Below are 26,496 nucleotides of genomic sequence, written 5' to 3'. Positions count from 1 at the left end.
AATCATCTTGCCCCTTTTTGCAAGATATTGAAACCCAAAGGTACTCCCATAATAATTCCGGATGTAGTCGTCTATCTTCCTCTTGAGCATAACTGACTTATATTAAGGCTGTCGGCTGACCTACATGGCCCTGTTTGCCGTTTTTCCAATACGAATATAGGGTATTCATGCCGTTTTTCCAAGAATTATTCGCACACATTTGCCGCTTTTCCATAATTCGGGATTTTCAGCCGTACCAGCTCCATTTTGAGTTACTCTCAAAAGCCTTGCCCTGACAGAGAGCAATCGCCCCTCCGAAGTCGGACAATCAAGAAAATAATAGCAAAGACTCAACAAGCGGTGTAGATGAACTTTCTAAACGCATTGAAATGCAAGATACAGCTTACGTCCCCAAGCCCAAAACAGGATATTCCCCGAACGCCTGCCCTATCCCACTCCCGCAGTTCGGCTGCAATAGCTTTCACAGCCCGACCGCGGCGACGGCGCGAAGTCGATCTTCAGGTTCAGGGATACCCGTAGCTTCGAGATCGCTATTGCTTAACGAATTCCAAGACCTCCACCTTCTCCAGAAGCTGCGTCAGGCGCCCCGTACCGGCTCGCCGCCCCACGGGGAGCAGAAAGTCACCGTACCGGAAGCGCCTGGACACGGTCTTCGAACATGCGGTAGAAAACACCCCGTAGACGAAAGGTCTCCCGAGGTGAAGGCAGCGTCATATATTTTCCGTTCGAGAGCAAGTTGCATGCGTCGTTCGCATGCAGAGCAGATAGGAGTCTGCCTCCAAAGGTCTGACGGCCACCCGTCGAAGTTTATGAAATTTTTTTTTGGGGGGGGGGAAAATTTGGAACTTTCGGGGGATATATACTATTTTTGCGGCCGATTGGTTCCCAAGCGACTTTTTCCGAGTCGGGGGATTAAAAGGGAACCGGGTGAAATTCCCGGACAGACCCGCTGCTGTGAAGCTCCGCCAATCATCCGGGCAATCTGTACCACTGGCCGTTTCGTGCCGGGAAGGAGTTCGGATGAGGAGTCAGTCAGAAGACCTGCCAACGATTTATGGATTTAACCGCACCCGAGGACCGGTCGGTTGGATTGCTTTATAAATGCTTGTCGGATTTTATAAATATCTTTTGTTTCCCCTGGGACTGGCGGGAGGGTGCGTGCCGGAGGCATACGGACAGACGCCCCAGGATAGCCTCTACCATATCAGGGAGGTCGTCGTGACGGGCCGCGTCGTCCGGCGCGAGGTGATTCCCGTGCAGGAGCTCTCGGGCGAACGCCTCCAGCGGCTCAATTCGCACAACGTGGCCGACGCGCTGCGTTACTTCTCGGGCATCCAGATCAAGGACTACGGAGGCGTCGGCGGCTTGAAAACGGTGAACATCCGCAGCATGGGCACCAACCACGTCGGGGTCTTCTACGACGGTATCGAACTGGGCAACGCTCAAAACGGCACGGTCGATTTGGGGCGCTTCTCGCTCGACAACATGGAGTCGGTGACGCTCTACAACGGGCAGAAATGAGAAATGTGCGGTTGAATTTCCGCCAACAGGAACGTTCGCACCTGATGGAAAATATGATTTACAACGATTTGATCCGCAGGGGATATTCGGTAGACGTGGGAATAGTAGAACTGACGCGAATCATAGAGGGCCGACGCCGCTCGTCGCAATACAAGATCGACTTCGTGGTCAACGTGGGCAATGACAAACTGTATATCCAGTCGGCATTACACGTAGACACGCCGGAAAAGAAGGCACAGGAAACCTTCTCTTTGAGAAACACCGGCGACTTCTTCCGCAAGATCGTCGTGCTGGACGGCAACAGCAAGCCGTGGACGGATGAGGATGGCGTCATGTATGTGGGCGTGATCCCGTTCCTGCTGGAAGATATTGTGGCCGAGGCGATCGGATAAAACAGGGGACGGCGTTTCCTGTCCCGCAGGGAAAAACGGACGGTACGGACTATCGGTATCCACCACGGTACAAGAGGCTGTCGGCCGGCTTGCCGGCCCCTCCTGCCGCTTTTCCAATGCAAATACGGGTTGTTTTTGTCGTTTTTCTACGATTCGAGGTTTTTGGGCGGAATACAAAAGGATGGCGACCAGAGAAAAAAGGGACGGGGAGCGGCTTGTGCATAAACCGCTCCCCGCGCGTCTGTCTGCCGTCACGGCCTGACGGGCCGGAACCGGAAGGAGCGTCAGGCCAGCAGTCGGTCGATCATGGACTGCAACCGCAACAGATCGCAATATTGATTGGTGCCGCCGGTATAGTCCTCGGCATGCCGGGCCGTGCGGATCAGGAACGAATCGAGTTCTATTCTGACCGAGCCAATCCTCCGGGACAATCCGGAGGAATGGTTTATGTAAACGAATTTGCCGTTGCGCTCGACAAAACAGCTCGTAAAGTAATGCCCCTTGGTCTTGGCTACGACCGCCGCATCCACGGCTTTGGCATATTTGGATATTTCACGGACGAGCGCCGTCTGGAAATTCCGGTATTCTCTCGAGACATAACACCCTGCGTCCGCAAGGAAGACATATTGCCATTTGGTATAAAAACTCTGTGCCATAATCCAATTTGTCCGTTATCGTGTGTTCTGTAAATAAATTCGCCACTCCTCGCCGTCGATGGTAAGGCTGTTCAGTTCCCAGTCGTACTCCACTTCCGGCATATCGGAATAAGGGAAATGAACGGCATAGCCTATCTGTCCGTAGGAACAGAGCAGCGGCGTGACGCAAACTTCACGACCGAAATAGGTCTGCGGAGTACAGTATTTGCGCCAGTCGAAACGGCCTGCGGTCACATTGCCGCAGAGCCGTGCGAGGATCGCCCCGTCCGTCATCGCTTTCATACGTCGGCACCTCCTTTCTGTACCAACGTCAGTTGGCCGGGGCGGTCGGGGAACCAATAGGCGTCGTTGTCTGAAAAGACGACGCCGCAATCCTCGTCCTCGGGGTAACGGTGCGGACAAAGGAAACTGTCCGGACGGCAAAACCCCAGCACTTCGTGGGGGCCGAACGTCACTCCATAATCGTTTGTAAAGAGAACCGTGTCGCCGACGGCCAGGTCGTCGTCCGTGTCGATGACCTCCGAAAGACGGTCGTAAATCATCTTGCCGTGTTTTTTCTCCACTTCTGCCTTCCAACGCAGAAATTCCGCTTTGTAACTTCGTTTCGTACTCATTTCAATGCTGTTTTCAGGGTTTCATAAAGCGTGTCGATCATTGCCTCGGCCGCTTCCATATCGCTCACGATGTCTTTGATGTGGTAAGGGGCGCCGTTCTTGCCGTGCCCGTCCGTGCCGATCCACAGATAGGCTTCATAGTCGGAGTCGTAAGCCTCGTAATACTTTTCCAGCTCTTGCAGGAGGCTGTCGGGATCGCCGTTCCGCATTTCGACGCTGAAGCCGAAGTCCTGTCCTGCGGGCGTGTACTGCCGGAACTCGAACTCCGTGAAGCCGGGACGACTGGCGTCCGTTTCCACACTCCAGCCCAAAGCAGTGGCCACATTGGTAATCTGTTCTGTTGTTGTCATCGTTTCCGTTTTTTCTTTCCCTCCGTTCGATGTCTTCCGACTTCGCCCGAAGGGGATGTTTTCACGTGCGGAGTCGGACGGGGGATGCGAGAACGACGGGCAAGGAAACGGAAGGAAATTTTATGAAAGGCCGGAATCCCGGATTCCGGAAAGTTTGCGTCAAATTTCATTACAGGTAACGGCAGCGGTCCTTGAACCGTGTTCGTCCACCGTACCTTTGCACACGAAAACGAACCCGGCGGCGAAAGTCGAGACAACGAGAGGGTTATACTCGGTATATCGGGCGTCGTCCGGCAGGTATATAAACGGAAGGGGCGGCGGTCCAAGCCGTCCACAGGGTGAGCTATAAAAGCAACCGGGGGCGCAAACAGCAGGAAAAGATACGAACGTGCATACCGTTTCCGGTACGGGATTCGTTATATAGGTATCAAGGGATACGCCGGCGATACGGACTTTTCGGTTATATCCCGGAATTTATTATCTTTGCCGAACAAGAGGATAGCCTTACGACGAATTAAATACCTGACCGCTATGACACATATAATGATCGAAGACAATACGCCCGAAGGAAAGTGGCTGCTGGAGCTGATCCGGGGACACAAGAGCGTGACTGTCATGGACGAGAAAAAAAAGAAGGGGTTCCGGGAAGCCGTGGCAGAATGCAATGGCCGTCCTGCCGCTGAATTTTTCGACGAAATGAGCCGACAGGCTAAAGAGCATTTCGACCATGCGTGAGGTTATCGTATCCGAACATCTGTGGGGTAAGATTAAAGAGGTAAACGATTATCTCATAAACGAATTACACCTGTCTGAAGAAGCGACTGAAAAGCGAATCCGCAGGATGGAACAGTTCGTCATGGATTTTGCGAAACGGGTCGATCATCCCTTGTGCCGTTTCAAAAAGTGGCGGACACTGGGTTACCACTGCGCCGTATTCGAAAAAGACTGGGTATTCGCCTACGAGGTGTTCGACGAAGGCGTGATCGTGCGCGATATGGCCAATACCGCACTCTTGGCGGAATAACAAGATATATTCATCAACGCAAATCGTCCGAAGCAGGATATTCGGACGGTTTGCGGTCCCCCTACCCCATAGCCGGAACGATTTACGGACCTACAAAAGCAACCGAACCGCAAACAGCGGAAAAAGACGGGAAAAGATACGAACGGCTATCCGCCACTTTACGCATTCCGCGAATTGTTCATCCAGTTTTTCGACCTTTCTTTCATCATACTACCGGATTACATAATCCGGCCCATCTTCAGTGTTCGATCCGTGGTAGAGTTTCATCTCATACCTCCGCCGTTATTGTAACACACACGGGTCAAATCCTGTACGCTGTCGCCGACAGGTGCTCAGCCTCGTAGTGTTCGGCGAGAAAGTCCAACCCCTTGTAGCGGTTCAGGTAGTTGCCGGCTTCGCGCACCGTCATGCCATGCGTACGTGCAAATTCGCCTATATTGGCCACAATGTAACCGATTAAGCGCCGGTCTACGGGAACCGCCACCTGCAAGCACACCGACGCCGACTCTTTCGCCCAGTTTCTCCTGTGTCATTCTGCAACGGGTCCGTTCACGGCGGATCAAAACTCCGATATTGTTGATTTCCATATTCATAGTCTCTCGATTTCACAAAGAAAATCCAAAGTTGCCTATTTTGGAAACTATGCGGCAAAAATTTAGCTTAAAAAAGTAAAAACAGCGTCCGGCAGGTATAGAAACGGAGCGGAGCGCGTGAGGCTTAGAAATGGCCGCAGGAGATATTTCCGCCGGAACGTAATTTCAGAGATCCGCAGGAAATGTTTGCTTTTACGCCCCGAATACGGGATATGGCGCAACTGACAGTTCATGATTCTGCCGGATTTGCAGTATAGGGATAAAATGAGCACTCTCCCCGGTTAGACGATGGCATTCCGTTTTACCGTTCTTCCTTCCGATATTATATATCGAAACGACTTCCTTTACCCTATCCGGCCCTTCGGGAGAATAGAGAAAATACAGATCGGACACTTCGAATAATATTTCGCATATCTCTTTCCCGCACATTCCTCTGACAGCACTGTCTTCGGATACCATTTATGGATTATAATCTCAATCCAAAATACCAAAATGTGGGGATTGCGAGGGGGGGGGAGATTGCTGTAAATTTGCAGTCGAATAAAAAAACACCTAATCTTATTTTCCGACCGTTTAACCTTTTCAAATATAATCGTTAAAATATGAAACATTTTACAATCAAACTAATGACGGTGGCCGCAACCCTGCTGGCCTTCGCCTCTTGCAGCAAGGATGATGACGGACCGTCAGGGAAGATCGACCTGAAAGTTCAGGCTGTTGCTCCGACTACGGAGGACAAGGTTTCGGACTATTCTCAGTTCACCGTAACCGTATCCTCGGAGCGTGACGGGAAGACCATGACGGAATCTCTGGATGCCTCCGGTTCCGCGACATTCAACCTCGATATCGGCAGTTACGGAATCGAGATCCGCGGCAAGGAGAACGGCAAGGAATATTTCGGTACGACGGGTATGGCGCAATACGGCCAGAGTACCACGGTAAGCGTCGACGTGGAGAACCTCTCGGTACACTATACGGGCAATATGGACGGCATCGTTCTTTCCGAGCTGTTCTATAACGGCGGCACCTACGGCGGCACGATGATGCACCCCGACCAGTATATCGTCATTGCGAACAATTCGGACCGTGAGATCAACGTCAGCGGACTGGCACTCGCACAGGCTTCGAATATGAATACGCTGCCATGCTCGGACCTGACCTCGCTTCTGCCGGATTACGTGGTGGCTGCCAATATTTACCAGATACCGGCCGGACAGAATTATACACTCGCACCGGGCGAAGTTTACGTCATCGCTTCGCAGGCGCAGAACCACACGGAAAGCTACACGCCCAATCCGGAGAAAGACACCGGCATTCCGGTCGACCTTTCGGGTGCCGATTTCGAACTCGCCGATAACGACGCAGCCATGTCCGGTTCGGCCGTGGACAATCCGAAAGTTCCCAACCTGACGAAAGTCGCCAACAGCATGCCGGGCGGCGTCACGGCATGGATGCATCCTTATGGTATCCGTCCGCTGTTCCTGTTCGACGCCAGCGGTATCGAGTGGAGTTCGTTCAAGAGCCAGAACGGGTTTACCTACAACGACCGTCCGAAAAAGGATGCCGCCATTCAGGAATATCAGGGTTACAAGGTTCCTACGAACCTGATCGTGGATGCCATCGAAACGACCTCTGCAACCACTCCTTACTGGGGTAATTACACTTCCAAGTCGCTGCCTGTGACCGTCGACAAAAGCTATGTCCAGGCTACGATCGAAGGCTGTCACCACAACACGTTCATGTACCGCGTGAAAGGTACCGACGGGAAGTTCCAGGATACCAACGATTCGAGCGTGGATGTGAAGATCGAACACCGCAGCGACTTCAAGGGTTACCCGGAAGGCTGGAGAAACGAATAATCACCGGAGAATGGATTTGTCAGGGCTCGTCCGGGAAACTCCCGGGGGTGCTCTGACAATTCTGTAATTCCGGTCCCAGATAACGGGGCAGGTCCGTATACGGAGACCGGAATGGAATGACGAGGGGATAAATGAAGAAACTGATATTCATAGCCTTTTTTATATCGGGTCTATGCTCCGCACTCTTCGCGCAGACGGATAAAGCCACTGTGGAGGGTGTCGTCCGGGACTCGGACGGCAAGCCGCTGAGTTTCGCCACGATGTTCATCGCCGAACTCGGAACGGGAGTCTCGACGGACCTCGAGGGAAAGTTTCGGTTTACGGGAACGAAGGGAACGGAATATACGTTGAATGTTTCGTACCTGAACCATGTCGACAAGGAGGTCAAGGTGAAGGCCGGTAGCCCGGAACCCTTGGTGATCGTACTCGAAGAACAATCGTACGAGCTCGCGGAGGTGGTCGTCATGGCGGATTATAAGAAAAACCAAGGCTCTACGGCCGTCATCAACCAACAGGCGTTGGAGCATATCCAGCCCACGTCGGTAGCCGACGTGCTGTCGTTGATCCCGGGCGGATTGTTCCGGGAGTCGAGTGCCACCGGTTTCAACCGCATATCGCTGCGTCAGTCGGGCAGCGACGACAATACGTCGCTGGGTATGGCAGTCGTCATGGACGGCATCCCTCAGGATAACGACGGCTTTCGGGCTTCTATCCCGGGGTTGTCTACCGACGAATACAGCGACCGGCTCGGCATGAACAGGGGCATCGATCTGAAAACGCTTTCGACCGACCATATCCGCAAAATAGAGATCGTCAAGGGCATTTCCTCGGCCAAACTGGGAAACCTCTCGTCGGGCGTCATTCAGACGACCTCGAAGATAGGCATTACTCCCGCACAGCTTCGCATGAAGGTCGATCCGCTTACCAAGCTGATCTATCTGGGCAAGGGGTTCCGCATTTCGCCGAAGATGGGTTATCTGCATACCGGAATCGACTATACTTCGGTTTACGACGACCGCCGCGACCCTATGAGCAAATACAGCCGCCTGACGGGCCAGGTCACCTATAACAATTCCGTCGATGTGGGGGACAAGACGCTATTCCTCTTTTTCAAACTGTCCGAGGTCTATACGCTGAACCAGGCTAAGGAGGACGAGCTGACGCAGGATTACAACGAGTCGTTCCGAAACAAGTATTCGAGGACCGGCGCTTCATTCAAGGCGCAAATGTACGATCTGGGGAAGATCGTCGATAATGTCGAGTTCATCGCTTCGGCGGACTATACCTACGACCTGATAGACCGCAATCGCCTCGTGCAGACCGGGACGCCGCTTCCGTCCCCGCTGGCGACAGAGGAGGGCGAATCGGAGGGCATATACCTTCCTTCTACCTATTACAGTCCCTTCCAGATCGAGAACAAGCCGTTGTCGCTGCTTACGCAACTGAATGCCGAATCTCTTTTCGAGACGCGTTCTTTCCGCCACAAGGTGATATACGGTCTTTCATGGAAGCGGACCAAGAACTATGGGGAGGGCGTTATGGTCGACATGACCCGGCCGCCCTATCCGGGGAACAACGAATACGTGCGTCCGGTGCCCAACCGAAGCATTCCCGCACTGTCGGTCGGCGCAGCCTATGCGGAAGAACAACTGAAGCATTCGAACCGCTGGTTCGATTTCGAGCTGAACGCCGGGGTCCGGTTTACGCAGATGTTCAATTTAGACACGAAATATACCGAATTGAGAAAGTTGCAGGTCGAACCCCGTATCAATGCGGCGTTGTCGTTCAATATCGATCTTGCCGGCGGCAAATCGTTACGCAATATGTTCCGCTTCGGGTTCGGACAGGAGAACAAGCTGCCTACGCTCGATTACATCTACCCGGACAGGGTCTACAAAGATATGATCGTGTTGAACGCTTATACCAAGCAGGACGATCCGTTCAACCATCTGATCACCTATACGAAAATCTACGATGTCACGAACAATAGCCTGCGTCCGAACCGGAATACGAAATACGAAGCGGGATGGGATGTGGAATACGAAGGCTACTCCCTGTCCCTGACTTTTTTCAAGGAGCACTCCGACCGGGGATTCGAAAGCGTCGCCGAGTATTCTCCCGTACGTTACACACGCTATGTCGATCCGATCGACGGACAGCCGATCGTCGGCCGCCGGCCGGAAAAGGAGGATTATGTGGCGGACCCGTATGCCACGTTCGTGGATATGGACATCGTACGCAACAGCATGAAGGTCGAGAAAAAAGGTCTGGAGTACCTGCTGCGCTTCCCGAAAATCATCCCTCTGTCCACGACGGTGGAGATCAACGGCGCATATTATGATACGCGTTACTCTTCGGGCGCTCCGTTGCAGTACCATCCTGCCTTCAGGGACGACGACCGTCCGCAACCGTACGTGGGAATTTACCGGCGTCAGGATATCACCCGCCAGCGGATTTTCAATACGAACCTTTGGTTCAACACGAATATTCCGCGCTATAAAATGATTTTCACTACCTTCTTCCAGTTCATCTGGCTGAATGAAGAGATGCGTATCAACGGAGATGAATACCCTTCCGCCTATTTCGATACGGACGGTCGGATGCATACCGTGGACGACCGGATACTGCAGTCGATTAAGGACGGACATACGGTGTGGCGGCACTATCATATCTATAAGGAGGATTTCAGCGAAACGCTGCCCGTATCGCTGACGGTTAATTTCAAGGTGACCAAAGAGTTCAGCCGGATGATACGCGCCTCGTTTTTCGTGAACAATATTCTGGACATCAATCCCCTGTATAAGAACCGCTACAACCAGAACGTGCGCGTATGGCAGAAATCGTTCTTCGGGGCCGAGATGACATTCAGTTTTTAATATACACTGAGGATGCCTTTAAGACACACATATTTCACACCGGGAATCGTCGCTGCGCTCCTATGCAGCCTGTGTAGCGTTCCTTCCGTCAGGGGGCAGGAGAGGCTGACCTCGACGGCGTCGAATTCCCCGTTGCAGACCGAGTTCGAGAACCGTTCGTTGCGGCCCGGGACGGACATGCGGGACGCTTATCTGAGAAATCCGGCCCTGATACACCGCATGGTCGGCGAGCGGCGCTACTTTTCGGCCGAAAATCCCGGGTTCGTCAGAGAGAAGCCCGGTACGATCTTCATCGCTGCGGACGGGGCTTCCGGACGACAGGAAGGGGATTATCTGCCTTACGAGGGGCAGGAGTTCCGCGATTTTTCTGTCCGGGCGGACGGATACAAGCAGGGCGACCGGGCGACGTTCTTCGCCCGGATCGGATTTACGGCAGGAGGAAACGACAACGTCGGTTGGAGCGCACTGCGCAATCCCGGACTGTACTGGCCTTACATTGTTGCCGATTCGACGGGCGGCGACTTCCGTTATGAAAAGTACGATCTGATGTGCGGGTACTCGTTCCGGCTCGGGCGGTTCGATCTGGGCATGTCGGGGGAATATACGGGCGATTTCGCATTCCGCCAGAACGATCCCCGTATAGAGGATATCTCCACGTGGCTTACGTTCAAGGCCGGTGCCGCCTATGCATTCCGCCGCCATGTCATAGCCCTGAACGCGGAATTCATGCACCATCGCCAGCATGCGGATGTCAAACACTTCCGGACCGGACAGTTCGCCGGTTTCTTCATCGAATACGGGTTCGGTATGTTCGACTACATTTTCAGCCCGATTTTCAATTCCATGGAACAACGGCAGCATATCAACGCTTACGGCGTGAATCTGACGTTCAATTCCGACCCTTCGCGGGCGTTGCGCCTGAATCTGTTGCTGGGATACGGCCGTGAAACGATGAAGACGGAAGAGAACAATTATAAGGTGAATCTCTACCGGGCTCCGGCCAATACTTTCGATGCCGATCTGGGCATATTGTGGAATGACCGTCGGTGGGGAGCGGAATTTTTGGTGAAGGCCGCTTATGAGGATAAAAAGGGAACGGAAAATATCTTCGAACGTTATATTTCGTCGTCTCAGGACGGTGTGGACGTGTACGATTTCCGCAAGATCGGAGAACAGAACCGCTATGGGATGAAGCGTCTGGACGGAAGTGCGGAACTCAAGGTTTCCCGTTTTCTGGGACGGCACTATACCGTGTCGCTGCTCGGAGGCGTCGGCTATATGATGCGCGAGGAGACCTACAAGGACCACGATTACCTGATCCGCAACGTGTTGCTGACCCCCTCCCTCGGAATCGGAGCCCGGTATTCCGGGGAGAAGTTCGATGTGGAGTTGCGCGGTTGCTGGAGCCACCGGACAGTTCCCGAGAGCCGCTATGAGGTCGGAGTCGACCTGGAAAAAAACACGGAATTCCAGCATGCGTTCACGACTTATGCCTACTATGCCAATACGGCGGAGCTGTATACGGCGGAACTGACCGTGGCAAGGCATTTCCGGTTCGGAACGTTCGGTCTGCGGGGGCAGATGCTTTGCGGACGGGGCAACCGTATTCCGGAGGCCGTCTACGATCTTTCCCGCTACGAGCAGGCCGTACCATCGACGTCGCAGCATACGATCAGCCGGACGCCGGACCGGCACGACTCGGTCTGGTTCCGGGTGTCGCTGTTCACCGTTTTTTAACAGAAAACAATCAAATTCAATTCATACACATAAACACGGAAGAAATGGAAATAAAAGTATTGGGAGGAGGATGCTCTTCATGCAGCCAGATGTACGACAACGCCCGGATCGCAGTCGACGAACTGGGGTTGGATCTGGAGGTGGAGTTCATTCACGACATCACGAAGGCATTGCAGTACGAGGTGCTGCAGATGCCGGCGCTCATCATCGACGAAAAGGCCGTATCCTTCGGCCGCGACCTGTCGGTGGACGAAATCAAGGAAATATTGAAAAAGTATCGATAACCAATTAAAAGAAGACGAAAAATGAAAACCGTAAAAATCATGCTGCCTCTTCTGGCAGCCCTCATGTTCGGCAACGGAGTTGTCCGGGCTCAAAACGAGGCGAAGCACGACAAACCGGCCGTAGAGGTCGTCGTGTTCCATGGAGTGAAACAGTGCCAGACCTGTCAGGCTATCAAGAAAAATTCGCAGGAGGTGGCGGAGGAACTTGCCGCCGACGGGAAGAACGTCTCTTACCGGGTCGTGGATTTTTCGAAACCCGAAGGCAAGGACGAAGCCAAGAAATATGAGATAGCCTGGACTTCGCTGTTGCTGATCCGTCACGATGCCGGTGATAAGGAAACGGTCCGTAACATTTCCAAGTTCGCCATCGAAAATGCACGGACGAATACCGAAAAGTTCCGCAAGCAGTTGGCCGAAGATATCGGGAAGCTGTTGAAAGAATAAGCCCGTGCGATGGAGCAATTCGTAAATTCTTTACTCGATAATTGCAATCTGCCGGTTCTCACGGCGTTCCTGCTGGGTATACTGACATCGGTGAGTCCCTGTACTTTCACGACCAACGTCATGGTCCTCGGATACATCGGCCGGGATATGAGCGGCGGCAGGCGTGTGTTCGCAAACGGACTGTTCTATACTCTGGGGCGCATCGTATCCTATACGGTGCTGGGACTGATCTGTATTCCCGTTTTGAAGAAAGGGGCCAGCACGTTTTTTGTTCAGAGCCTCGTCAGCGACTATGGCGGGTACATTCTCGCTCCGACGCTGATCGTCTATGGGGTATTCCTGCTGCTGGGCAGTAAGTTCCCTTTCGGCAAGTTCGGTTTCCGAGCTTCGGAGAGCAGCAAGCGTCTGCGGGGCAGTTTCGGAGCGTTCGTGCTGGGGCTGCTGTTCGCGCTGGCCTTTTGTCCCATCAGCGGCGTATTTTATTTCGGTATGCTGTTGCCGATGGCGGCGCTGGAGCCGGGAGGCTACCTCTATCCGGTTGTATTCGCCGTGGCCTCGGGAATTCTGGTGGTGCTCATCGCCTGGATCGTAGCCTTCGGCATGTCGAGCCTGGGGCGATTCTACAACCGGGTAAACCAGTTCCAGAAATGGTTGAACCTGATCGTTGCGGTCGCGTTCATTTTGGCAGGGATTTATTATTTTGTGATTTATTACATTTAATGTATCGAGATGAAAAAATTGGAATTGATGAAAGGGCCGTTTTCGCCCAAAGAAAAAATCGAGTATGCCGAAGGCAGTATCGTAAGTCAAGAGTTCATCCATAACCGGGCGGGTAACCTCACGCTTTTCTCGTTCGACGAGGGACAGCAACTGAGCGAGCATACCGCGCCTTTCGATGCCGTATGTCAGATACTGGACGGGGAGGCGGAAATTCACATCGCAGAGGACGTTTATCGTCTTACGGAGGGTCAGATGCTCATCATGCCGGCAAACGTACCCCATTCGGTACATGCCGTGAAGGCATTCAAGATGCTGCTTATTATGATCAAGGGATAAACCTTTATTCCTGCGCCCTTTTTCTGTCCCTGCAGAACAGGAAAAGGGCGTATTTATTCAGACAGCAAAATAACAGCCGGGACTACTCCGTCCCGCAATCGACAGATGAAAATATATTTCAATTCCGGAAGGACCGAGACTCTCGAGAAGAAACGCCTTGAATCCCTGCTCTGAAATAGGTTAAAATTCATTGCTTTATTCTTATACAATTTGATTTCAAGTTGACGGAAGAAGATAGAAAAGTAATCCACAGCCTGAATAGCGGCAAGTTGAAAGTGGTCCACAACACCCCTATACAGGCAAAATTCTTCTGGGATTACGACAAAAATCTCAAACCGGGCAACTGATATCCTGCTTAAAGAATCCGGAATACAACATCTACTAAAAAAGAGAGTATCGACATCGATACTCTCTTTTTTATCCGCTTACGGATGAATCTCCGTTTTTTCCAATTTGTCGAAGAACAGTTCTACCTTCGAGTGCCGGTTGGCTTCCGTAGGAACGTAATCGGAAATGCCGCCTTCACCGGTCTTGGTGATCCTGTCGGACGGTAATCCCCGCTTGTTCAGCTCCGAGGCTATATAGTCTGCTCTCGAAACACTCAGGGCGTCGTTGATACCGACTGTTCCGGTCGCACTGTCGGCCGCTCCCGTAACCTTCACCGTCAGACCGTATTTCGTTGCAACTCGTACCAGTTCGTCGAGATTGACCAACTGGGAGGGGTCTGTCAAACGGGCCGTATTGAGGCTGAAAAAGAAATAGACGGGAGCGCCGATACATTCGCCGCCGGCCGGCCGGAAAGCGACGGAATCCGCAGTAAGGGAGTCGCGGCGGGCATTACACCCGTACCGGGAATTCGCACTACCGGCCTCCACACGCACGGAAACCGACCCGCCGCCGGGCCGAACCTCCGTCGTATCGAGGGGCGACGTTCCGTCCCACTGCCGGTTCTTCAGCCGCGCACGCAGCGAGTTCAGCCCGCTGTAATTGTTCACAGGGTAATCTTTGCCGACCTCGCCGTCCTCTTGCAGGATATGCCCGTAAGCGTCGAGCAGGCCCTCGATCTCCAGTATCTTCTTCAGCTCGGCCAGCGTCCGCCGGTCGCAGTCGTGCCGGCCCGCATAGCGTCGGTTCTCCTCCGACAGGAAATCCACATACTCCGCAAGCCGTTCGCTGCGGCGGATATAGGGTGCAGCGTCCACGGCCCGCTTCCAGCCGGTCTTGCCGATATGGAACGTGAATCCGGCGGTCAGCGACAGCATGTGGTCGCCCAAACGGTTGGCGCGGCCGTAGCCGTCGAAGTCCTGAAAGGTGGTCGTGCCGGAGAGTTCCGCGACGGCGCTTACCCTTCGGGAGATGCGGTACTGCCCCTGTACGCCGTAGGAGACCGCAAACGGGTTGTGCCCGTTCGTAGCATGATGCAGCAGGCCGATGCCCGCAAAGGGAACGAGCCCCCAGCGCACCTGCTCCTGCCGGGCATACCCGCGGCCGAGAACATTCCACAGCAGATCCGCATGGACATAGTGGTACCTCTGTGTGGACAACCGGGCGTCCTTGAAGCGCGATCCGCTGTAATTGATCCGTGCGCCGACCGAGGGCGTGAACCACTTGCCGACGGCGAGGCTGTACGATGTTTCGATGCGTCCGAACAGGTCCTCGCAGCCGAGCAGCGTACCGAGAAAGGCGGTCGAGCCTCCGGCGATACCGACAAACCAGTTGCCGCTTCCGCGCATCGGAAGAATCACGCCGTCGAGATGGGTGGGCTGCACCGGCTGGAGCAGCTCTGCGGCATCGGTGAAGGATGTGTACCGTACAGTGTCAGCCTGTGCGGGCCGGACACTCGCGCGGGCCTGCAACGAGCAGAGCGCCGCGAAGATAAAGATGATGCGTTTTGTCATTATCCAATCGTTTTACCTGTTATACTTTCATTCGTTGCGGGAGATGATGCCGTTTATCGCTTGGGCTTTTTGCCGATGGCCGGGCGCATCATGCGGCTGGCCATCCTCATGCAGCGGAGTGCCCATGCGCGGTTGTCCTCGTCTTCGTCGCGCCCCCACTTAAGGTCGCTTCCGCCACTTCCGCCGCCGTGCGTTTCGGCAAATGTAGTGGCATCGTCGACCATCCCGAGGAAGAGCATCGTCGCGCAGTGCATGACCTCCGCGCCCTGTTCCGCGATTGCCTGTACGAGCGTGTCGTCGAACAGTTGCCGCTGCGGAGCGTCCAGCCGTGCCGACAGGTTCCGGTATTCGCCGACCAGACCTTCCAGCAGGGCGTCTTTGAGCAGCGTGTCCACTTTGGAGTGGACATCTCGCGAGTACCGGTAGGCTTCCGCCCGGAGCTCCTCCGTGCGTTGCTGGACGGCATCCATGTTCTCTTTGAGGTCGGCGAGTTGCCGGTCGGCTGCCTGTAGTTTACCCTGCTTGTCGGCCAGTTGTCTGTCGATACCTTGCAGCTCCTTTTGCAACGACTCGATCAGCATCTCCAGCTCCGCCGCATCGTCGCTGTTGGCTGCCAGATCGCGTTCGGCTGCCGATAGCTGCGCCTGCTTTTCAGCCTTCGACTTTTCGAGGTTATCGACCATCGTGGTAAGTCCCTTGACCCGGCGCTCTGCCAGCCGGATGTCCGACTGGATGGAGAAAAACACCTTTCGATGGCGATCGATATTCTCCTCAAAGGTCGTACACTCCTCCGAAAGCATACGGCGGTACTCCTCGGTCGTGAGATGCCGGGCGCCCGTTTCGGAAACGCTCCGTCCCCGCGACATCCCCCACTTCGTATTGACTTCGGTGAAAAAATCTGTATGAAGCTGTTTCATCCGCTGGCTGAACTCGTACTTGTCCTTTCCGGCGAATATCTCCTTGTATGCAAAGCGGCCGTCTTTGATCGGCAGCAGCGTACAGTGTACATGCGGGTTTATTTCATCGAGGTGTACAATGAAGGCGGCGATGTTCTGCTCGCCGTATCTGCCGCTGACAAACGCATAGACATCCTTCGCCCAGCGTTCGATGTCGCGCTTCCGCTCGACGTCGGAATTGTCCGCCCCCTTATCGAAATTTACCTTCTGCGAACCGAACGCCAGTTCGCGCATGCGGTCCCGGGAACCGCCGAAGATGATATTGACCACCGTGCGGTATTTCGGTTCGTCCAGCCCCTCGTTGGGGTCCTTGATCCCGCGCCGGTCCAATATTTCAGCCATCCGTTCAGGAATACTGCGGCTTTTGTCGACGGGACGGACCTTGCCGGACACGATCTCGAAGTTCAGATGTTCCCGGCTGGGGTCGTAATTGCCCTTTTCGAGCGCCTGTTCCCATCCCTTCTCCGTCCAACGGCGCTGATGTTCGTTGCTCTGCGATGTCGTGATGCCTTTCGATACCCGGACATCGAGTACCTGTTTTGCTTTTGCCATACTTTTTCGCGTTGATTCGGACAATCCGCCGTGTCCCAGCTTGCTGCTTGTCCGGACACCGCTCCCGCCGGCGTCAGCCGGTAGGGGTATTGAGCTACCCCACCCTTCGTTTGGTGGCAGGCGGGCAAGCCCGCGTGCCCGCTACAACCGGCAGAATGCCTGGCCGGAACAGGGGCGGATTGTCGGGGTTATACAAACTCCGTTTCCGGCCTTCGGGTCAATCCGCCTCCTCCAGTACGTGTGCCGCAAGCGCCAGAAAGGACTTGCGGAACGATTTGAGGCCCTCTTGCGTTGCGTCCGGCTCTGTGGTCGTCCCGTCCGCTTCGGCATCGAGAATGAGCCCCGCAAGCACCTTGGAGGTCTCGATGAGCGACGACCACTCCCCGCCGAGATCGAGACGGAAGAAATCCATGAACTCCAGACGATCGTCGAACCTCGACCGGCGCAGCACGCGCTGCATGGCAGCCAGGGCGATACACCCCATAGCCGTCGCATGGATTCCGACCGCCAGCGGATCGTCGTCTTTCGACGCCTTATCCGGATCGACGCGGACGCCGGATGCGGTCATCGCGCTACGGACGAGCTGTCCGCACGCCGAGCCGGTCGCGGAGGAGTCCGCATAGCCGACCACCCAATCGGACAGTACCTCCCGCAGTTGCGCGGCAAGGCCGGATACGGACTGTACATCGTCCGCCGGAGCAGGCTGTCCGGACTGCACGGCCATGGTAATGACCACGCTCTTGGGAAGACGGATGCGCGTCAGCAGACCAAACGACTCCAGCGTGTCCAGAAAGGAACGGACGGTAGCGCGGTGCCAGCGCCACTCCACAGCCAGGTCGGAAACGGTAACATGGCACTGGCAGGGCCGGAGTTCATAATCCTGGCGCCTCAAATACGAAGAGACGAATCCTGCCATCGCCTTGTCCAACAGGTCGCAGTAGGCTTCCGTTCTCGTCTTTCGTTCGCCGACTTTTTCCTTGAGGTAGTCGAAAACCTCCATTTGTGCCAGCACCGTGGCCGGCATTCTTTTCTTGTTTTCCATATTCGTCGATATTATTGATGATAATCGTGTGCGGATATGTCGGAGCTGCCGCCGTCCGCATCATGCGGCAACCCTGCGCGATGATCGTAGCGATGGGGCACGGCAGATGTTGCGGGAGGCTCCGCCCGTCCGGGCTCCACCTCCTTGCCGTCGCATTCGGACATGGCCCGAGCGGAGGGATAGAACAGAGCTGCCAAAAGGCAGTAGGCGGCAGTAACGGCCACGGGGTACAGACCGGGCACGAAGCCGATAGCCACGGCCGCGAGCGCGAGCTCGGCAAAGGCCCGCGGCCGGCCGGACAAACCGCGCAGCCACCGGTCCGTCCGCCGGGAGGAGAACAATGCGGCACACGCTCCGGTAGAGAGCAGGACGCCGAAGCCGCTGGGGTGTCCGTTCGTATAGGCATAGTGGTACAGGAGCAGCAGGACGAGCAAGAGCTGCGCGTAGAATTTACGGGCCTTGGCGTCGCGTGCCCGGGCGTCGCCCTCTCCTGCCGGAAAGCGGCGCTTCCTGCTATACAATGCCGCTGTAAGCACAAAAGGCAGTGCGGCAAAGGCGAGGTGTACGGCAATCCACATCATAGGTAGTAGGGTTTTTCACGCACGGGAACGGGCGGTATCACGAGTTCCAGGCGGACAATACCGTAGGTCGCCAAGCGGATAATGGCCTCGGCATCCGCGGGGGAAAGGTACATGGCCGCCTTCTTGATGCGCTGCCGGAACGAAGCGTCCTGCTTGCGGTGGGTGGCCAGCGCCCTGTCCAGTTCGTGTTCGGGGATCTCCCAGGTCGTACCCTCGGCGTACTGACCGTTCGCTTTGAACGCCCGGAGCACCAGCGTGCGGGAAACGACGTAATCGGTACGGTCGCTTCTTGAAATGATATGCTCCTTGTAGAGGTTATCGTCGGCAACCTTTATCCATGTTCGGTACATGTTGATCCAGTAGACCATCTGTCGGTACAACGTGTTTCGCATGGCTCGGTCGTTTACAGGAAATCCATCAGTACTTCCTCCTTGATCTTCTTGTACTTGAACGTGCCGCTGCGGGCATGGAGTTCGAGGTCGAGGCACAGATCGCCGTACATCAGCTCCAGCGAATCGTAAACGGTGGCGACGACGACATGCACCTTGCCGTCCTCTTCCGTCCGGGCGTTCATCTTGAACATCTGTCCGAAGGCGGGATTGGAATAGGCGCACGTACTATAGCCGAACTCGCCGACACGCATGGGGATATGGTGGTAGAGCGTGATGAGCTCCATGTCATCCTCGAACATATCCATGACCTCCTCCAGGTCGTAAGAGTCCCGGAGCGGGAAGGTAAGCAGCACGTAATCGCCGTAGAACTGCGGCTTTTCCATCGTCGTCACGTCGATCAACTGCGGCAGTTGCAGCGGAACGAGCGCCATGAAGTCGTTATAAAAGTGTCGTAGCATATTCATTGCGAATGAGGTTTACAGCGTGTGAATAAATGCCTCCATGAGCATTCCGGGCAATTCGTCTTGTCGGTCGCCCGTCGATTGCAGAATTGAGCCCAACGCCTCGAACGCGGCCGAGGTCTGCGCGGCGATCTCGTCGAGGCGCTCGCGCTCTTGCGGAGAGAGCAGCGCGAGGCAAAGGCCGTCCATGGAAGCATAGGGCTGGAGGAGCATCCAGATGTAGGCACACGCCTGCTGCGGCGTTTTGACCCGCCGGTTCCGGATGTCGTCGATGCAGGTATGGGCGTTCTGTATCAGCCGGCGGCCCGTGCGCATCGCCAGAAAGAGCATGGCATCCCGCCAGGCGATCTCGCCGCGCCCGGCGGCGAGGAAGACCTGCGAGCAGCAGCGTTCGGTATCGCATGCGATGTCGGCCACGTCCGAGCTTCCGAGCTCGTGCAGATGCGTGAGGAAGCCCCGAAAGACGGCATCTTCTCTTGCGATGTAGGCGGTCAGGTCATCGCGGCTGTGGATGCCGTCGCGGATGCTTTCGGCGAGCAGCGCCCGGTAGGTCGAAAGCACCTGTCGCCTGTCGTCACGACAGGCCGGATGGCCGTCCAGAGAGGCGAAAAACGGGCGAACCGTTTCGGCCGCGCGGCGCAGCTCCTCGTCCGCGGCGTAGGGCGAGAGCCGCTCCTTGAGCATGAGCAGCTCCCCGTAAGTGCGTGGCCCCGACAAGGCCAGACGGGAGAACTCGATGCGGAGCGAATCGTGTATCCCCTCGCACACCTTACAGGCATCGGAACCAGGCAGGCCGAGCGTGTCCCGTCGCAGGCGTGCAAAAACGGAATCCTTTACGGTCTGCCACCGTTTAAGGTGTCCCGCCAGTTCTTTGGCCGTCAGGTGGTCCAAGCGCCGTATTTCGGACAGGTACCCGCGGTAGGTGTCGGCAGGATCGTCCGAGCCCACGGACGACGGTTTGCCGTTTCCGCTCCCGCACGAAGAGAACAGGAACAAGACGGTCGAACAGACGGTCAATACGGCTAAAAGCGCCGGACATCTTGAATATGATTTTCTATTTTTCATATCCCAAATTCATATCATTAGCCGCAAATCTATATATTATTTTCAATAAGATAGCAAATAGGAATCATATTTTACATAAAAACAAATATCATATTCAACAATATGATTATCAATGAAAACAAGTGCAATAAAGAGTAATTTTAGAGTATGATTTCAGAGGATTTCAACTCTGAATATGATTTTATCGAATTAAAATCTTATCTTTGTGTCCGTTATCCTAAACAGTGTATAGAGATATGGCAAAGGTGGGTTACATATTCAAGGCTAATTCCTATGACGCGCTCGATGCGGACAAAGAATGGATGCGACAATACGGGTGTGTACAGGTGGTCGAGGAAGAGTGCGCCCACGAGGCGCTCCGGCCGCAGTGGAAACAACTCATGGCAAGCCTCGGCAGAGGCGACGAACTGGTAGTGGCCAAATTCAGCAACGCCGTGCGCGACTTGCGCGGGCTGGCCGCACTCGTCGAGCTGTGCCGGATCAAGGTGGTGCGCCTGGTATCCATCCACGACAAAATCGACACCCTGGGCGAACTGTTTCCCGATACAACGGCAGCCCAGGTACTGGAGATGTTCGGGGCCCTGCCCGAAGAGGTAGCCGTGTTACGCAAGTCGTCCAGCCATATCATGCAACTGCAACAAACCATCAAGCCACCGGTAACGAAGAAGGCCATGTCGAGGGCGGAACGGGAAAAAACCATCGTGGATATGTACAACAACGGCTATTCGATCGACGACATCTGGGAGGTGAGCGGCTTTAACAGCAAAAGCTCAATATGGCGCGTACTCAACAAATACGGCGTATATCTCAACCGCGGCAGAACCAGCGGCCCGCGTGTCAAAAAGCAACAGGACGAGACAAAATAACCGACCGGCGGCACACGGGGGAAAACAGAAGGGAACGCCACCCTGTATTGCTTTTTCGCCGATTTTGCATATCTTTATATGGGGTATAATCTTTAATTCGGAAGCTATGTTAGATATTATTATCGTATTGGCAGGATTCTATCTATTCTGCGGCATCGTGAGGGTTCTGCTCGGAGGATTCGGCAAAAGCGACTATCAGCGCGACCGTTAGACTGCGGAATCGCATGCCGCATCTCATGGAAAAGACAATATCGTTATCGCATAAAACTCACATAAAACAAGAACTGAAATGACAAAAGCCGAGTTAGTTGCCCTGATCACACATCAGACCGGGGTAGAAAAAACGGCAGCGGAGGCCGTTGTGGAAGCATTTATGAGAAACATAAAGGAGACGATGATCGCCGGAGAAGATGTGTTCTTGCGGGGGTTCGGCAGTTTCATCGTCAAAGAGAGGGCCGAAAAAGTGGCTCGCAACATCACGAAGAACACGACGATGGTTATTCCAGCCCATTCCATCCCCGCCTTCAAGCCATCCAAAGTATTTCTGGAGGCAGTAAAAGAGGGGAATAAAAAAGGATAAAACGCTGGTCCTGTCAGGGGTAGCATGGTATCATTCGGCCCCGTCGGACAATGAAAAACGCAACCGCCTGTCAACGGCGGTTGCGTTTTTTGGTAGACAGCCCTTACGCCGCCTCGCTCTTCGGGTTCATCGGTCCACAAGCATCCGGTTGGCATACTCCGCAATCTCCTCACGGGTCAGCCACCGGGGTTTTTCGTCTTCAGGAAAACCGTCGTAAAGTCGGGTCATCCACTCGATTTGCCGCGCTTCATCGCCGGCCCACAAGCGGCCGGTACTCCTGTTACCGAAACCGAGGTAATACTCGCAGTCCGATTGCAGCCGCGCCAGCAACATGTATCTGAATCTCTTGTCCCGGCGCATTACCTCCTCTACCGTCATTCCTTCTGTCTTGTTCATTCCGTTCATGTCTATAAAGATTTAAATTTCTCTTTTTCCCCTCCGGTAGTCCTGTACCGAAGGCCGATTGTTTTTCTGCCTGCGGGATTGACGGCCGGGCCAGGCAAGGAGGATGCGGAAAATACACTCGCCGTTTAGTCCGGGGAGGAAGATTTTCCGCCAGCCAGCCAAAAGCGGTCCTTGACAGGGCCGGCAGCCGGCAATCAATTTCGCAGAATAAACAAGCGGCTTGCGAACCGGGTACAAGGCGAAGCGGATAGAAAAGGGAAAGGCGTATGCGCAATGAATGGGTAGCCGGGCCGTCGGGACAGCGTAAGACAGACTGTTTGGTATAAGAGGATGGCCCCGATTTGAGTGCAAAATACCGCAACACATCCTTCGGACGGTTGCGGTATTTCAAGGTCACGTGTGCCACTTTCAAGCGTGCAACTTGCGGCGCCTGATCTTCCAGCCGTAAATATCGGCGACATACGGATAGAGGGAACGTGTTCTCTTGCGAAAACCGACTTCGTCGATTTCTCCGCTATAGATCTTGTCGGCGATGCGTTCCGCCTCGCTTCTATCTTTGGCGATGCGGTACAAAGCGTAATTCATGCCGTCATGATGTATCATGCGCCCCCGGATATTGTAGCTGTCTCCGTACCACTCCGCGTCGTCGCATTGGGAGTACAGGATGTCGGCAATGTTGCTGCCCAGAATTTGGTACCCTTGCCGCGGTCCTCTCCATGTGCCCACCGAGGCGAACGCGATGATAACGCCTTCGATTTTTTTATCCAGATTCAAGCGTTCATCGGTCAGGGAGCCGGACACCACGTCCGCCCACTCGGCGTCGCTGACCGTGTACGTGTCGTCTTCCTGCACCTCCCGTTGCAATTCCTGGTACTACTCTCTTGCCTCGTCGTCCAGCATGTCCATGCTCGACCAAATCATCTGTTTTTTCATACTTCCTGAATTTTAATGTTCGTTTGGCTTGCTTTTTCATCCCTCTCTTCGGAGGTTTCCACCTCGTCCGACGGGGATTTAATTTCACGTGCAAAACTCCAAGCCGGAAAGAAGGGAACAAGGCAAGGAGGAAGCGGAAAGTCACAGACGATTGCATTTGGGTTGAACATGCCTGAGCGAGCCTGCGAGTCGATGGCCGTCAACCGCAAATGGAACGCGCCTTGCTGGTTCCCGCCCGGCTTAACTTCGCACAGGGAAATCAATGACGTCGGAGAAAGGGCAGAAATGAGTGATAGCAATACCGACACCGCAATGAGCAAAATAAAAGCGGCCCGAAGGCCGCTTTGTCGGGATAAGGCAGGATTTACTTCTTGCCCTTTTTCGTTGTCTTTGCCGGCTCCGCAGGTTCTTCCTCCTTTTCGACGGCCGGGTAGAACCTGACGGCGACCATCACGATGCGGTTGTGCAGCACGCCGTCCTTGTCGGCCCACTCTTCGGGCTTGAAGTAGCCTTCCACGGTAAGCAGCGTGCCTTTGGTCAGCACGTCGAACGAGTCGGCATTCTCGTTCTTACGCCACGCTTCCATGTTGACGAACGCCGACACGCGCTTGGTATCCTCGCCGTTCTTCTCCTGACGGGCTACCGACAGCGGGAAACGGGCTACGCTTGCGTTGGTGAACTGGCGGATTTCAGCGTCTTTTGCCACGAATCCGGTTACTGCGAAACTGTTCTCGATCTTTTTCATTGCGATTGTTTTTTAGAAGTTAATAAATCAGTTTTACGGTGCTTAAAAAGTAGGTGCAGCAGAGGGATGCACCAAGGATAGCGCATAAATACGCTTTATTTTGGGGCGCAGGCCCAAACCGCAGGCTCGATAAAGGAAGATTTGTGCCGCTACGCCATTGGTCAAGATCTGACAGGTCGTGCCCGTCGGCACCCTAACTTTGCAGCGAAAAACGATGGGGCGACTTCGACAGAAAACGGTCGCGGAAAAGGCGGGGAAAACAGGGAGCAGCGGCATTCGCGGATCTGAAAAGACCCGACCGCCCATCGGCAAGAGTGCAGCACGTTCCGGCGTGAACCCGGGAAGAACATCGAGGCGGGGTAAGCGAAGCGACCGCGGGTGGCATGGAAGCGGCAAAAGATGGTATGCCACCGGACTGACCTTGGCACTGCGTCCGCGGAAGGGCCGTCGAACGAAGGCCGGGTAAAAGGCGTGCGTGAAGCATCGGTGTCGGCCGCATCAGGTCCATCTGGGCAGAATAGCGAGGGAAAGGAGGGAAAAAAGGAGGCAAAGGAAAAACGGCGGGAGCCTACCCCTCCGGCAAAACGGGAAAGGCGCTCCCGAGCAAATGGACGGGTTCTAAAAAAGGGAACGGCGCAGCCGGAAGGAATTACAAACGGCGGTTCCGACAGAAGCGGCTGCGTGTCGCAGGCGTTATGCCTGAAGCGTGTAGCGATTCGGGATAAAAAAGTGGATCGTGCCAGCGTTTGCCGCTCGGACAAAGAAAAGCGGGCTGAAACGGGACCCATTTCAGTCCGCTTTTCTGGCAATCAGAACCGGGCAATCAGAATCCGGTGTTCGAAGATTTTGCTTTTATCGCTCGCCCGCCGCTGGCAGACCCAGAGGTGGTGCGCCCCGTAACCGTAGACGAAATACTCGTCGAGCAGCGTTTGGTTCTTCAGGTGTTCCATGCCCGCCCGAAGATCGTCTTCATGCGTGGAGAAGAGAATCGTGTTCACAATCCGAAAATAAAGCTCTATCGCTTCGTCGCAATAAGGGCAAAAACTGTGTTCTATCGTTACTTCCATAATTACGGCACTTCAACAATAACTTCAATTCTTCCGTACAGCATCGAACGCAAGGCTGTCTTGTCGATGGCGTAATACTCCGTTATGTGCCCGTACTGCTTGACAAAATACCGTTTCAGCACGTCCGAAAAATCGAAAAGGTAGCCGCCCAAGGCAATCCCCCGCCTGAAACGACAACACTCCCACACGTTTCGGGTAAGCCAGTTCTTCTCTTCACGGGTCAATTTGTCGCCGTTATTGAGGCGCTCTCGCAACCTGTAGACCTTGCTGTCTTTCAGGCCATCCAATTCGGGCACGTCCCATTGGACGAATTTCATCGCTATCTGTGTCATTGCTTCAATATAGATAATCACTTCATCACGGAACTCGACAATCTCTTTCCCGCTGGTCAGGCGGACGACTACGGTGTTACCATAATCGCCTACGATTGTACCTTCCGTATAACCTTTGTAAGGATTCATCAGCGAACAAGGCGAGCCGATAATATCGCTCTTTTCTTCGTATTCGTACATAGCCTGTGCATTGAGATTAAAACTTAATATTCCATGTGCCCTGCGAGAATGTCCGGAAACTCACGTACTCGTCTTTGAGTGCGTATGTCAGAATGCGGATGTAAATCTCGTCTTTGGCATCCAGCGATTCCACCAGCTTGTCTATTTCTTTTTCCGGGTAAACCCAAAGGGATGAGAATTGTGCATCGAGCATGTCTTCCGAACGCTCGATGAAGCAATCGGCAAAATTGTCGTCCAAAAAAGCCTCTACTTTGTCGAGGTCTCGTTCGTTCTCCGTACTTGCGAAGAAGAGATTCGTTGCGTAGTCTGCCATAATCTTAAATTTTGAGTTTCTTTTTTCCCTTATGTAGCATCAGCTACTTTCGGGCTTGATTGAAAATTATGTCGCCTCAAAAGGTGTTATGGCTGTTTTTGCAGGGTTTCACGATCAAATACTACCTCTGCGAAGCGGAGCGTGGAGATTTTATCGTGAACCGTCAGGCTCCGACCTTGCAGAAAAAAAGACATGACAGATACCTTTGCGACACAATTCTCATCAGACAGACCGAAAGTTGATGTGCAAGATGGAAATGTAGAAAGATACAACGGTAGGATCTAAAGCGGGGAGTTCGTTAAACAGGAACGACGTACAAAAGGCAGGTTGCTGGCCAAAAGAAAAAGAGATAAGCGTTCTTGTTGCCGATGTCCGTCATTTCGACGTTGTGAAAAAGGTTTAGTTTAGAACTTGAATAGATATACAACAAACCAGACTAAACTCCTATAATCGACCTTTTGCGTGGATTACATAAATTTTTCATATCTTTGGGAAACGGAACCTCCGATATGGAATAAAAAGCGATTCTATATTTGCTCTTTTTTTCTTTTGGCCAGCAAAATTCCGTCCCCAGTTCGTCCCCCAGCATATTTTTAAGCGTTGTAATAAACTAAACATCAATAATATACCACAACATAACATTTTTTGCACCGGAACATTTAAACTCAATATACGGATTCAGGCATCCGGCTCTTTGAGTACCTTCAGGAACTCCTCTGTAG

29 protein-coding genes, 2 pseudogenes and 1 riboswitch are annotated in these 26,496 nt (G+C 54.0%); of the genes and pseudogenes, 13 read left to right on the top strand and 18 right to left on the bottom strand.

Features of this window, described 5'->3' with window-relative positions; all coding sequences use genetic code 11:
- The first annotated feature begins 862 nt into the window (after positions 1-862).
- A riboswitch (cobalamin riboswitch) is annotated at positions 863-1,064 on the top strand.
- Positions 1,065-1,101: 37 nt separating this feature from the next.
- Together ACESTR_RS14685 and ACESTR_RS14680 are read left to right on the top strand one after the other, a co-directional pair.
- A pseudogene (locus tag ACESTR_RS14685) lies at positions 1,102-1,518 on the top strand (TonB-dependent receptor); the annotation flags it as partial.
- A 47-nt stretch (positions 1,519-1,565) separates the two neighbouring features.
- On the top strand, positions 1,566-1,913 hold the full coding sequence (locus ACESTR_RS14680; RefSeq protein ID WP_229108417.1) for an ATP-binding protein: 348 nt from the start codon (positions 1,566-1,568) through the stop codon (positions 1,911-1,913).
- 284 nt (positions 1,914-2,197) lie between these two features.
- Here ACESTR_RS14680 and ACESTR_RS14675 read toward each other — a convergent pair whose 3' ends face one another.
- Genes ACESTR_RS14675 through ACESTR_RS14660 form a run of 4 tightly spaced genes read right to left on the bottom strand, consistent with a single transcriptional unit; the run spans position 2,198 to position 3,533 of the window.
- A complete protein-coding gene (locus ACESTR_RS14675) occupies positions 2,198-2,569 on the bottom strand; it encodes a hypothetical protein (protein ID WP_004328572.1) in 372 nt (123 codons plus the stop codon).
- A gap of 15 nt (positions 2,570-2,584) precedes the next feature.
- The gene (locus ACESTR_RS14670) at positions 2,585-2,842 is read right to left on the bottom strand and encodes a hypothetical protein (protein WP_040293444.1); all 258 of its coding nucleotides are present in this window, start codon (positions 2,840-2,842) and stop codon (positions 2,585-2,587) included.
- A 5-nt stretch (positions 2,843-2,847) separates the two neighbouring features.
- Complete coding sequence (locus tag ACESTR_RS14665) at positions 2,848-3,183, bottom strand: hypothetical protein (RefSeq protein WP_373179388.1); 336 nt, start codon at positions 3,181-3,183, stop codon at positions 2,848-2,850.
- Positions 3,180-3,533 (bottom strand): hypothetical protein, encoded by a 354-nt coding sequence (locus ACESTR_RS14660; RefSeq protein ID WP_004328569.1) that lies wholly within the window; start codon positions 3,531-3,533, stop codon positions 3,180-3,182. The genes ACESTR_RS14665 and ACESTR_RS14660 overlap by 4 nt, the downstream gene beginning before the upstream one ends.
- 531 nt (positions 3,534-4,064) lie before the next feature.
- On the opposite strand from ACESTR_RS14660, the gene ACESTR_RS14655 reads away from it, so the two are divergent.
- Both ACESTR_RS14655 and ACESTR_RS14650 read left to right on the top strand, forming a co-directional pair.
- Complete coding sequence (locus ACESTR_RS14655; RefSeq protein WP_004328568.1) at positions 4,065-4,268, top strand: hypothetical protein; 204 nt, start codon at positions 4,065-4,067, stop codon at positions 4,266-4,268.
- 106 nt (positions 4,269-4,374) lie between these two features.
- Positions 4,375-4,557: a hypothetical protein gene (locus tag ACESTR_RS14650; RefSeq protein ID WP_015546414.1), complete on the top strand. Its 183-nt coding sequence runs from the start codon at positions 4,375-4,377 to the stop codon at positions 4,555-4,557.
- 301 nt (positions 4,558-4,858) lie between these two features.
- Here the strand turns inward: ACESTR_RS14650 and ACESTR_RS14645 are convergent, their stop codons facing one another.
- Positions 4,859-5,002, bottom strand: a complete 144-nt coding sequence (locus ACESTR_RS14645) for a DUF3791 domain-containing protein (RefSeq protein WP_227088790.1) — start codon at positions 5,000-5,002, stop codon at positions 4,859-4,861.
- Positions 5,003-5,752: 750 nt separating this feature from the next.
- Between ACESTR_RS14645 and ACESTR_RS14640 the strand changes: the two genes are divergently transcribed.
- From ACESTR_RS14640 to ACESTR_RS14610, 7 genes are all read left to right on the top strand, one after another.
- On the top strand, positions 5,753-7,009 hold the full coding sequence (locus tag ACESTR_RS14640) for a DUF4876 domain-containing protein (protein WP_004328564.1): 1,257 nt from the start codon (positions 5,753-5,755) through the stop codon (positions 7,007-7,009).
- A gap of 131 nt (positions 7,010-7,140) precedes the next feature.
- Positions 7,141-9,885, top strand: a complete 2,745-nt coding sequence (locus ACESTR_RS14635; protein WP_004328563.1) for a TonB-dependent receptor — start codon at positions 7,141-7,143, stop codon at positions 9,883-9,885.
- Positions 9,886-10,062: 177 nt separating this feature from the next.
- Positions 10,063-11,622: a DUF6850 family outer membrane beta-barrel protein gene (locus ACESTR_RS14630; RefSeq protein WP_015546418.1), complete on the top strand. Its 1,560-nt coding sequence runs from the start codon at positions 10,063-10,065 to the stop codon at positions 11,620-11,622.
- Positions 11,623-11,666: 44 nt separating this feature from the next.
- On the top strand, positions 11,667-11,906 hold the full coding sequence (locus tag ACESTR_RS14625) for an MTH895/ArsE family thioredoxin-like protein (RefSeq protein WP_081443362.1): 240 nt from the start codon (positions 11,667-11,669) through the stop codon (positions 11,904-11,906).
- Between the two features lie 21 nt (positions 11,907-11,927).
- Positions 11,928-12,350, top strand: a complete 423-nt coding sequence (locus ACESTR_RS14620) for a nitrophenyl compound nitroreductase subunit ArsF family protein (RefSeq protein WP_004328560.1) — start codon at positions 11,928-11,930, stop codon at positions 12,348-12,350.
- A 9-nt stretch (positions 12,351-12,359) separates the two neighbouring features.
- The gene (locus ACESTR_RS14615) at positions 12,360-13,070 is read left to right on the top strand and encodes an aromatic aminobenezylarsenical efflux permease ArsG family transporter (protein WP_004328559.1); all 711 of its coding nucleotides are present in this window, start codon (positions 12,360-12,362) and stop codon (positions 13,068-13,070) included.
- 9 nt (positions 13,071-13,079) lie between these two features.
- On the top strand, positions 13,080-13,406 hold the full coding sequence (locus ACESTR_RS14610; protein ID WP_004328558.1) for a cupin domain-containing protein: 327 nt from the start codon (positions 13,080-13,082) through the stop codon (positions 13,404-13,406).
- A 425-nt stretch (positions 13,407-13,831) separates the two neighbouring features.
- Here the strand turns inward: ACESTR_RS14610 and ACESTR_RS14605 are convergent, their stop codons facing one another.
- From ACESTR_RS14605 to ACESTR_RS14575, 7 genes are all read right to left on the bottom strand, one after another.
- Entirely contained in the window at positions 13,832-15,304 is a 1,473-nt protein-coding gene (locus ACESTR_RS14605; protein ID WP_015546419.1) for an OmpA family protein, read from the bottom strand.
- 53 nt (positions 15,305-15,357) lie between these two features.
- Positions 15,358-16,812, bottom strand: a complete 1,455-nt coding sequence (gene mobV / locus ACESTR_RS14600; protein WP_373179387.1) for a MobV family relaxase — start codon at positions 16,810-16,812, stop codon at positions 15,358-15,360.
- 217 nt (positions 16,813-17,029) lie between these two features.
- Positions 17,030-17,854, bottom strand: coding sequence for a hypothetical protein (locus ACESTR_RS14595; protein ID WP_015546421.1), 825 nt, complete (start codon positions 17,852-17,854; stop codon positions 17,030-17,032).
- Positions 17,855-17,865: 11 nt separating this feature from the next.
- A complete protein-coding gene (locus ACESTR_RS14590) occupies positions 17,866-18,432 on the bottom strand; it encodes a hypothetical protein (RefSeq protein WP_015546422.1) in 567 nt (188 codons plus the stop codon).
- Positions 18,432-18,827 carry a hypothetical protein gene (locus ACESTR_RS14585; protein WP_083810179.1) on the bottom strand — a complete coding sequence of 132 codons (396 nt, stop codon included), beginning with the start codon at positions 18,825-18,827 and terminating at the stop codon, positions 18,432-18,434. Before ACESTR_RS14585 ends, ACESTR_RS14590 begins: the two co-directional genes overlap by 1 nt.
- Before the next feature lie 11 nt (positions 18,828-18,838).
- Positions 18,839-19,291 carry a hypothetical protein gene (locus ACESTR_RS14580; protein WP_083810180.1) on the bottom strand — a complete coding sequence of 151 codons (453 nt, stop codon included), beginning with the start codon at positions 19,289-19,291 and terminating at the stop codon, positions 18,839-18,841.
- A gap of 12 nt (positions 19,292-19,303) precedes the next feature.
- A complete protein-coding gene (locus tag ACESTR_RS14575) occupies positions 19,304-20,353 on the bottom strand; it encodes a hypothetical protein (protein ID WP_130063932.1) in 1,050 nt (349 codons plus the stop codon).
- 236 nt (positions 20,354-20,589) lie between these two features.
- Between ACESTR_RS14575 and ACESTR_RS14570 the strand changes: the two genes are divergently transcribed.
- Together ACESTR_RS14570 and ACESTR_RS14565 are read left to right on the top strand one after the other, a co-directional pair.
- Positions 20,590-21,219 (top strand): recombinase family protein, encoded by a 630-nt coding sequence (locus tag ACESTR_RS14570; RefSeq protein WP_015546425.1) that lies wholly within the window; start codon positions 20,590-20,592, stop codon positions 21,217-21,219.
- Positions 21,220-21,508: 289 nt separating this feature from the next.
- Positions 21,509-21,799, top strand: coding sequence for an HU family DNA-binding protein (locus tag ACESTR_RS14565; protein ID WP_015546426.1), 291 nt, complete (start codon positions 21,509-21,511; stop codon positions 21,797-21,799).
- A 126-nt stretch (positions 21,800-21,925) separates the two neighbouring features.
- Here ACESTR_RS14565 and ACESTR_RS14560 read toward each other — a convergent pair whose 3' ends face one another.
- The 6 genes and pseudogenes from ACESTR_RS14560 to ACESTR_RS14535 form a co-directional block, all read right to left on the bottom strand.
- Entirely contained in the window at positions 21,926-22,177 is a 252-nt protein-coding gene (locus ACESTR_RS14560; protein ID WP_044054714.1) for an LPD11 domain-containing protein, read from the bottom strand.
- Positions 22,178-22,612: 435 nt separating this feature from the next.
- Positions 22,613-23,137, bottom strand: a pseudogene (locus ACESTR_RS14555) (hypothetical protein).
- Between the two features lie 364 nt (positions 23,138-23,501).
- Complete coding sequence (locus ACESTR_RS14550) at positions 23,502-23,882, bottom strand: single-stranded DNA-binding protein (protein ID WP_015546429.1); 381 nt, start codon at positions 23,880-23,882, stop codon at positions 23,502-23,504.
- Positions 23,883-24,691: 809 nt separating this feature from the next.
- Positions 24,692-24,949 (bottom strand): hypothetical protein, encoded by a 258-nt coding sequence (locus tag ACESTR_RS14545; protein ID WP_015546430.1) that lies wholly within the window; start codon positions 24,947-24,949, stop codon positions 24,692-24,694.
- 2 nt (positions 24,950-24,951) lie between these two features.
- Positions 24,952-25,281, bottom strand: coding sequence for a hypothetical protein (locus ACESTR_RS14540; RefSeq protein WP_044054715.1), 330 nt, complete (start codon positions 25,279-25,281; stop codon positions 24,952-24,954).
- Between the two features lie 196 nt (positions 25,282-25,477).
- The gene (locus ACESTR_RS14535) at positions 25,478-25,774 is read right to left on the bottom strand and encodes a hypothetical protein (RefSeq protein WP_015546432.1); all 297 of its coding nucleotides are present in this window, start codon (positions 25,772-25,774) and stop codon (positions 25,478-25,480) included.
- Between the last annotated feature and the right edge of the window lie 722 nt (positions 25,775-26,496).

Origin of the sequence: Alistipes sp. DJF_B185 (assembly GCF_964250025.1) — a bacterium.
Classification (GTDB): Bacteria; Bacteroidota; Bacteroidia; order Bacteroidales; family Rikenellaceae; genus Alistipes; species Alistipes finegoldii.
The sequence above is the reverse complement of the archived record's forward strand: the minus strand, read 5'-3'. Positions and strand labels throughout refer to the sequence as shown.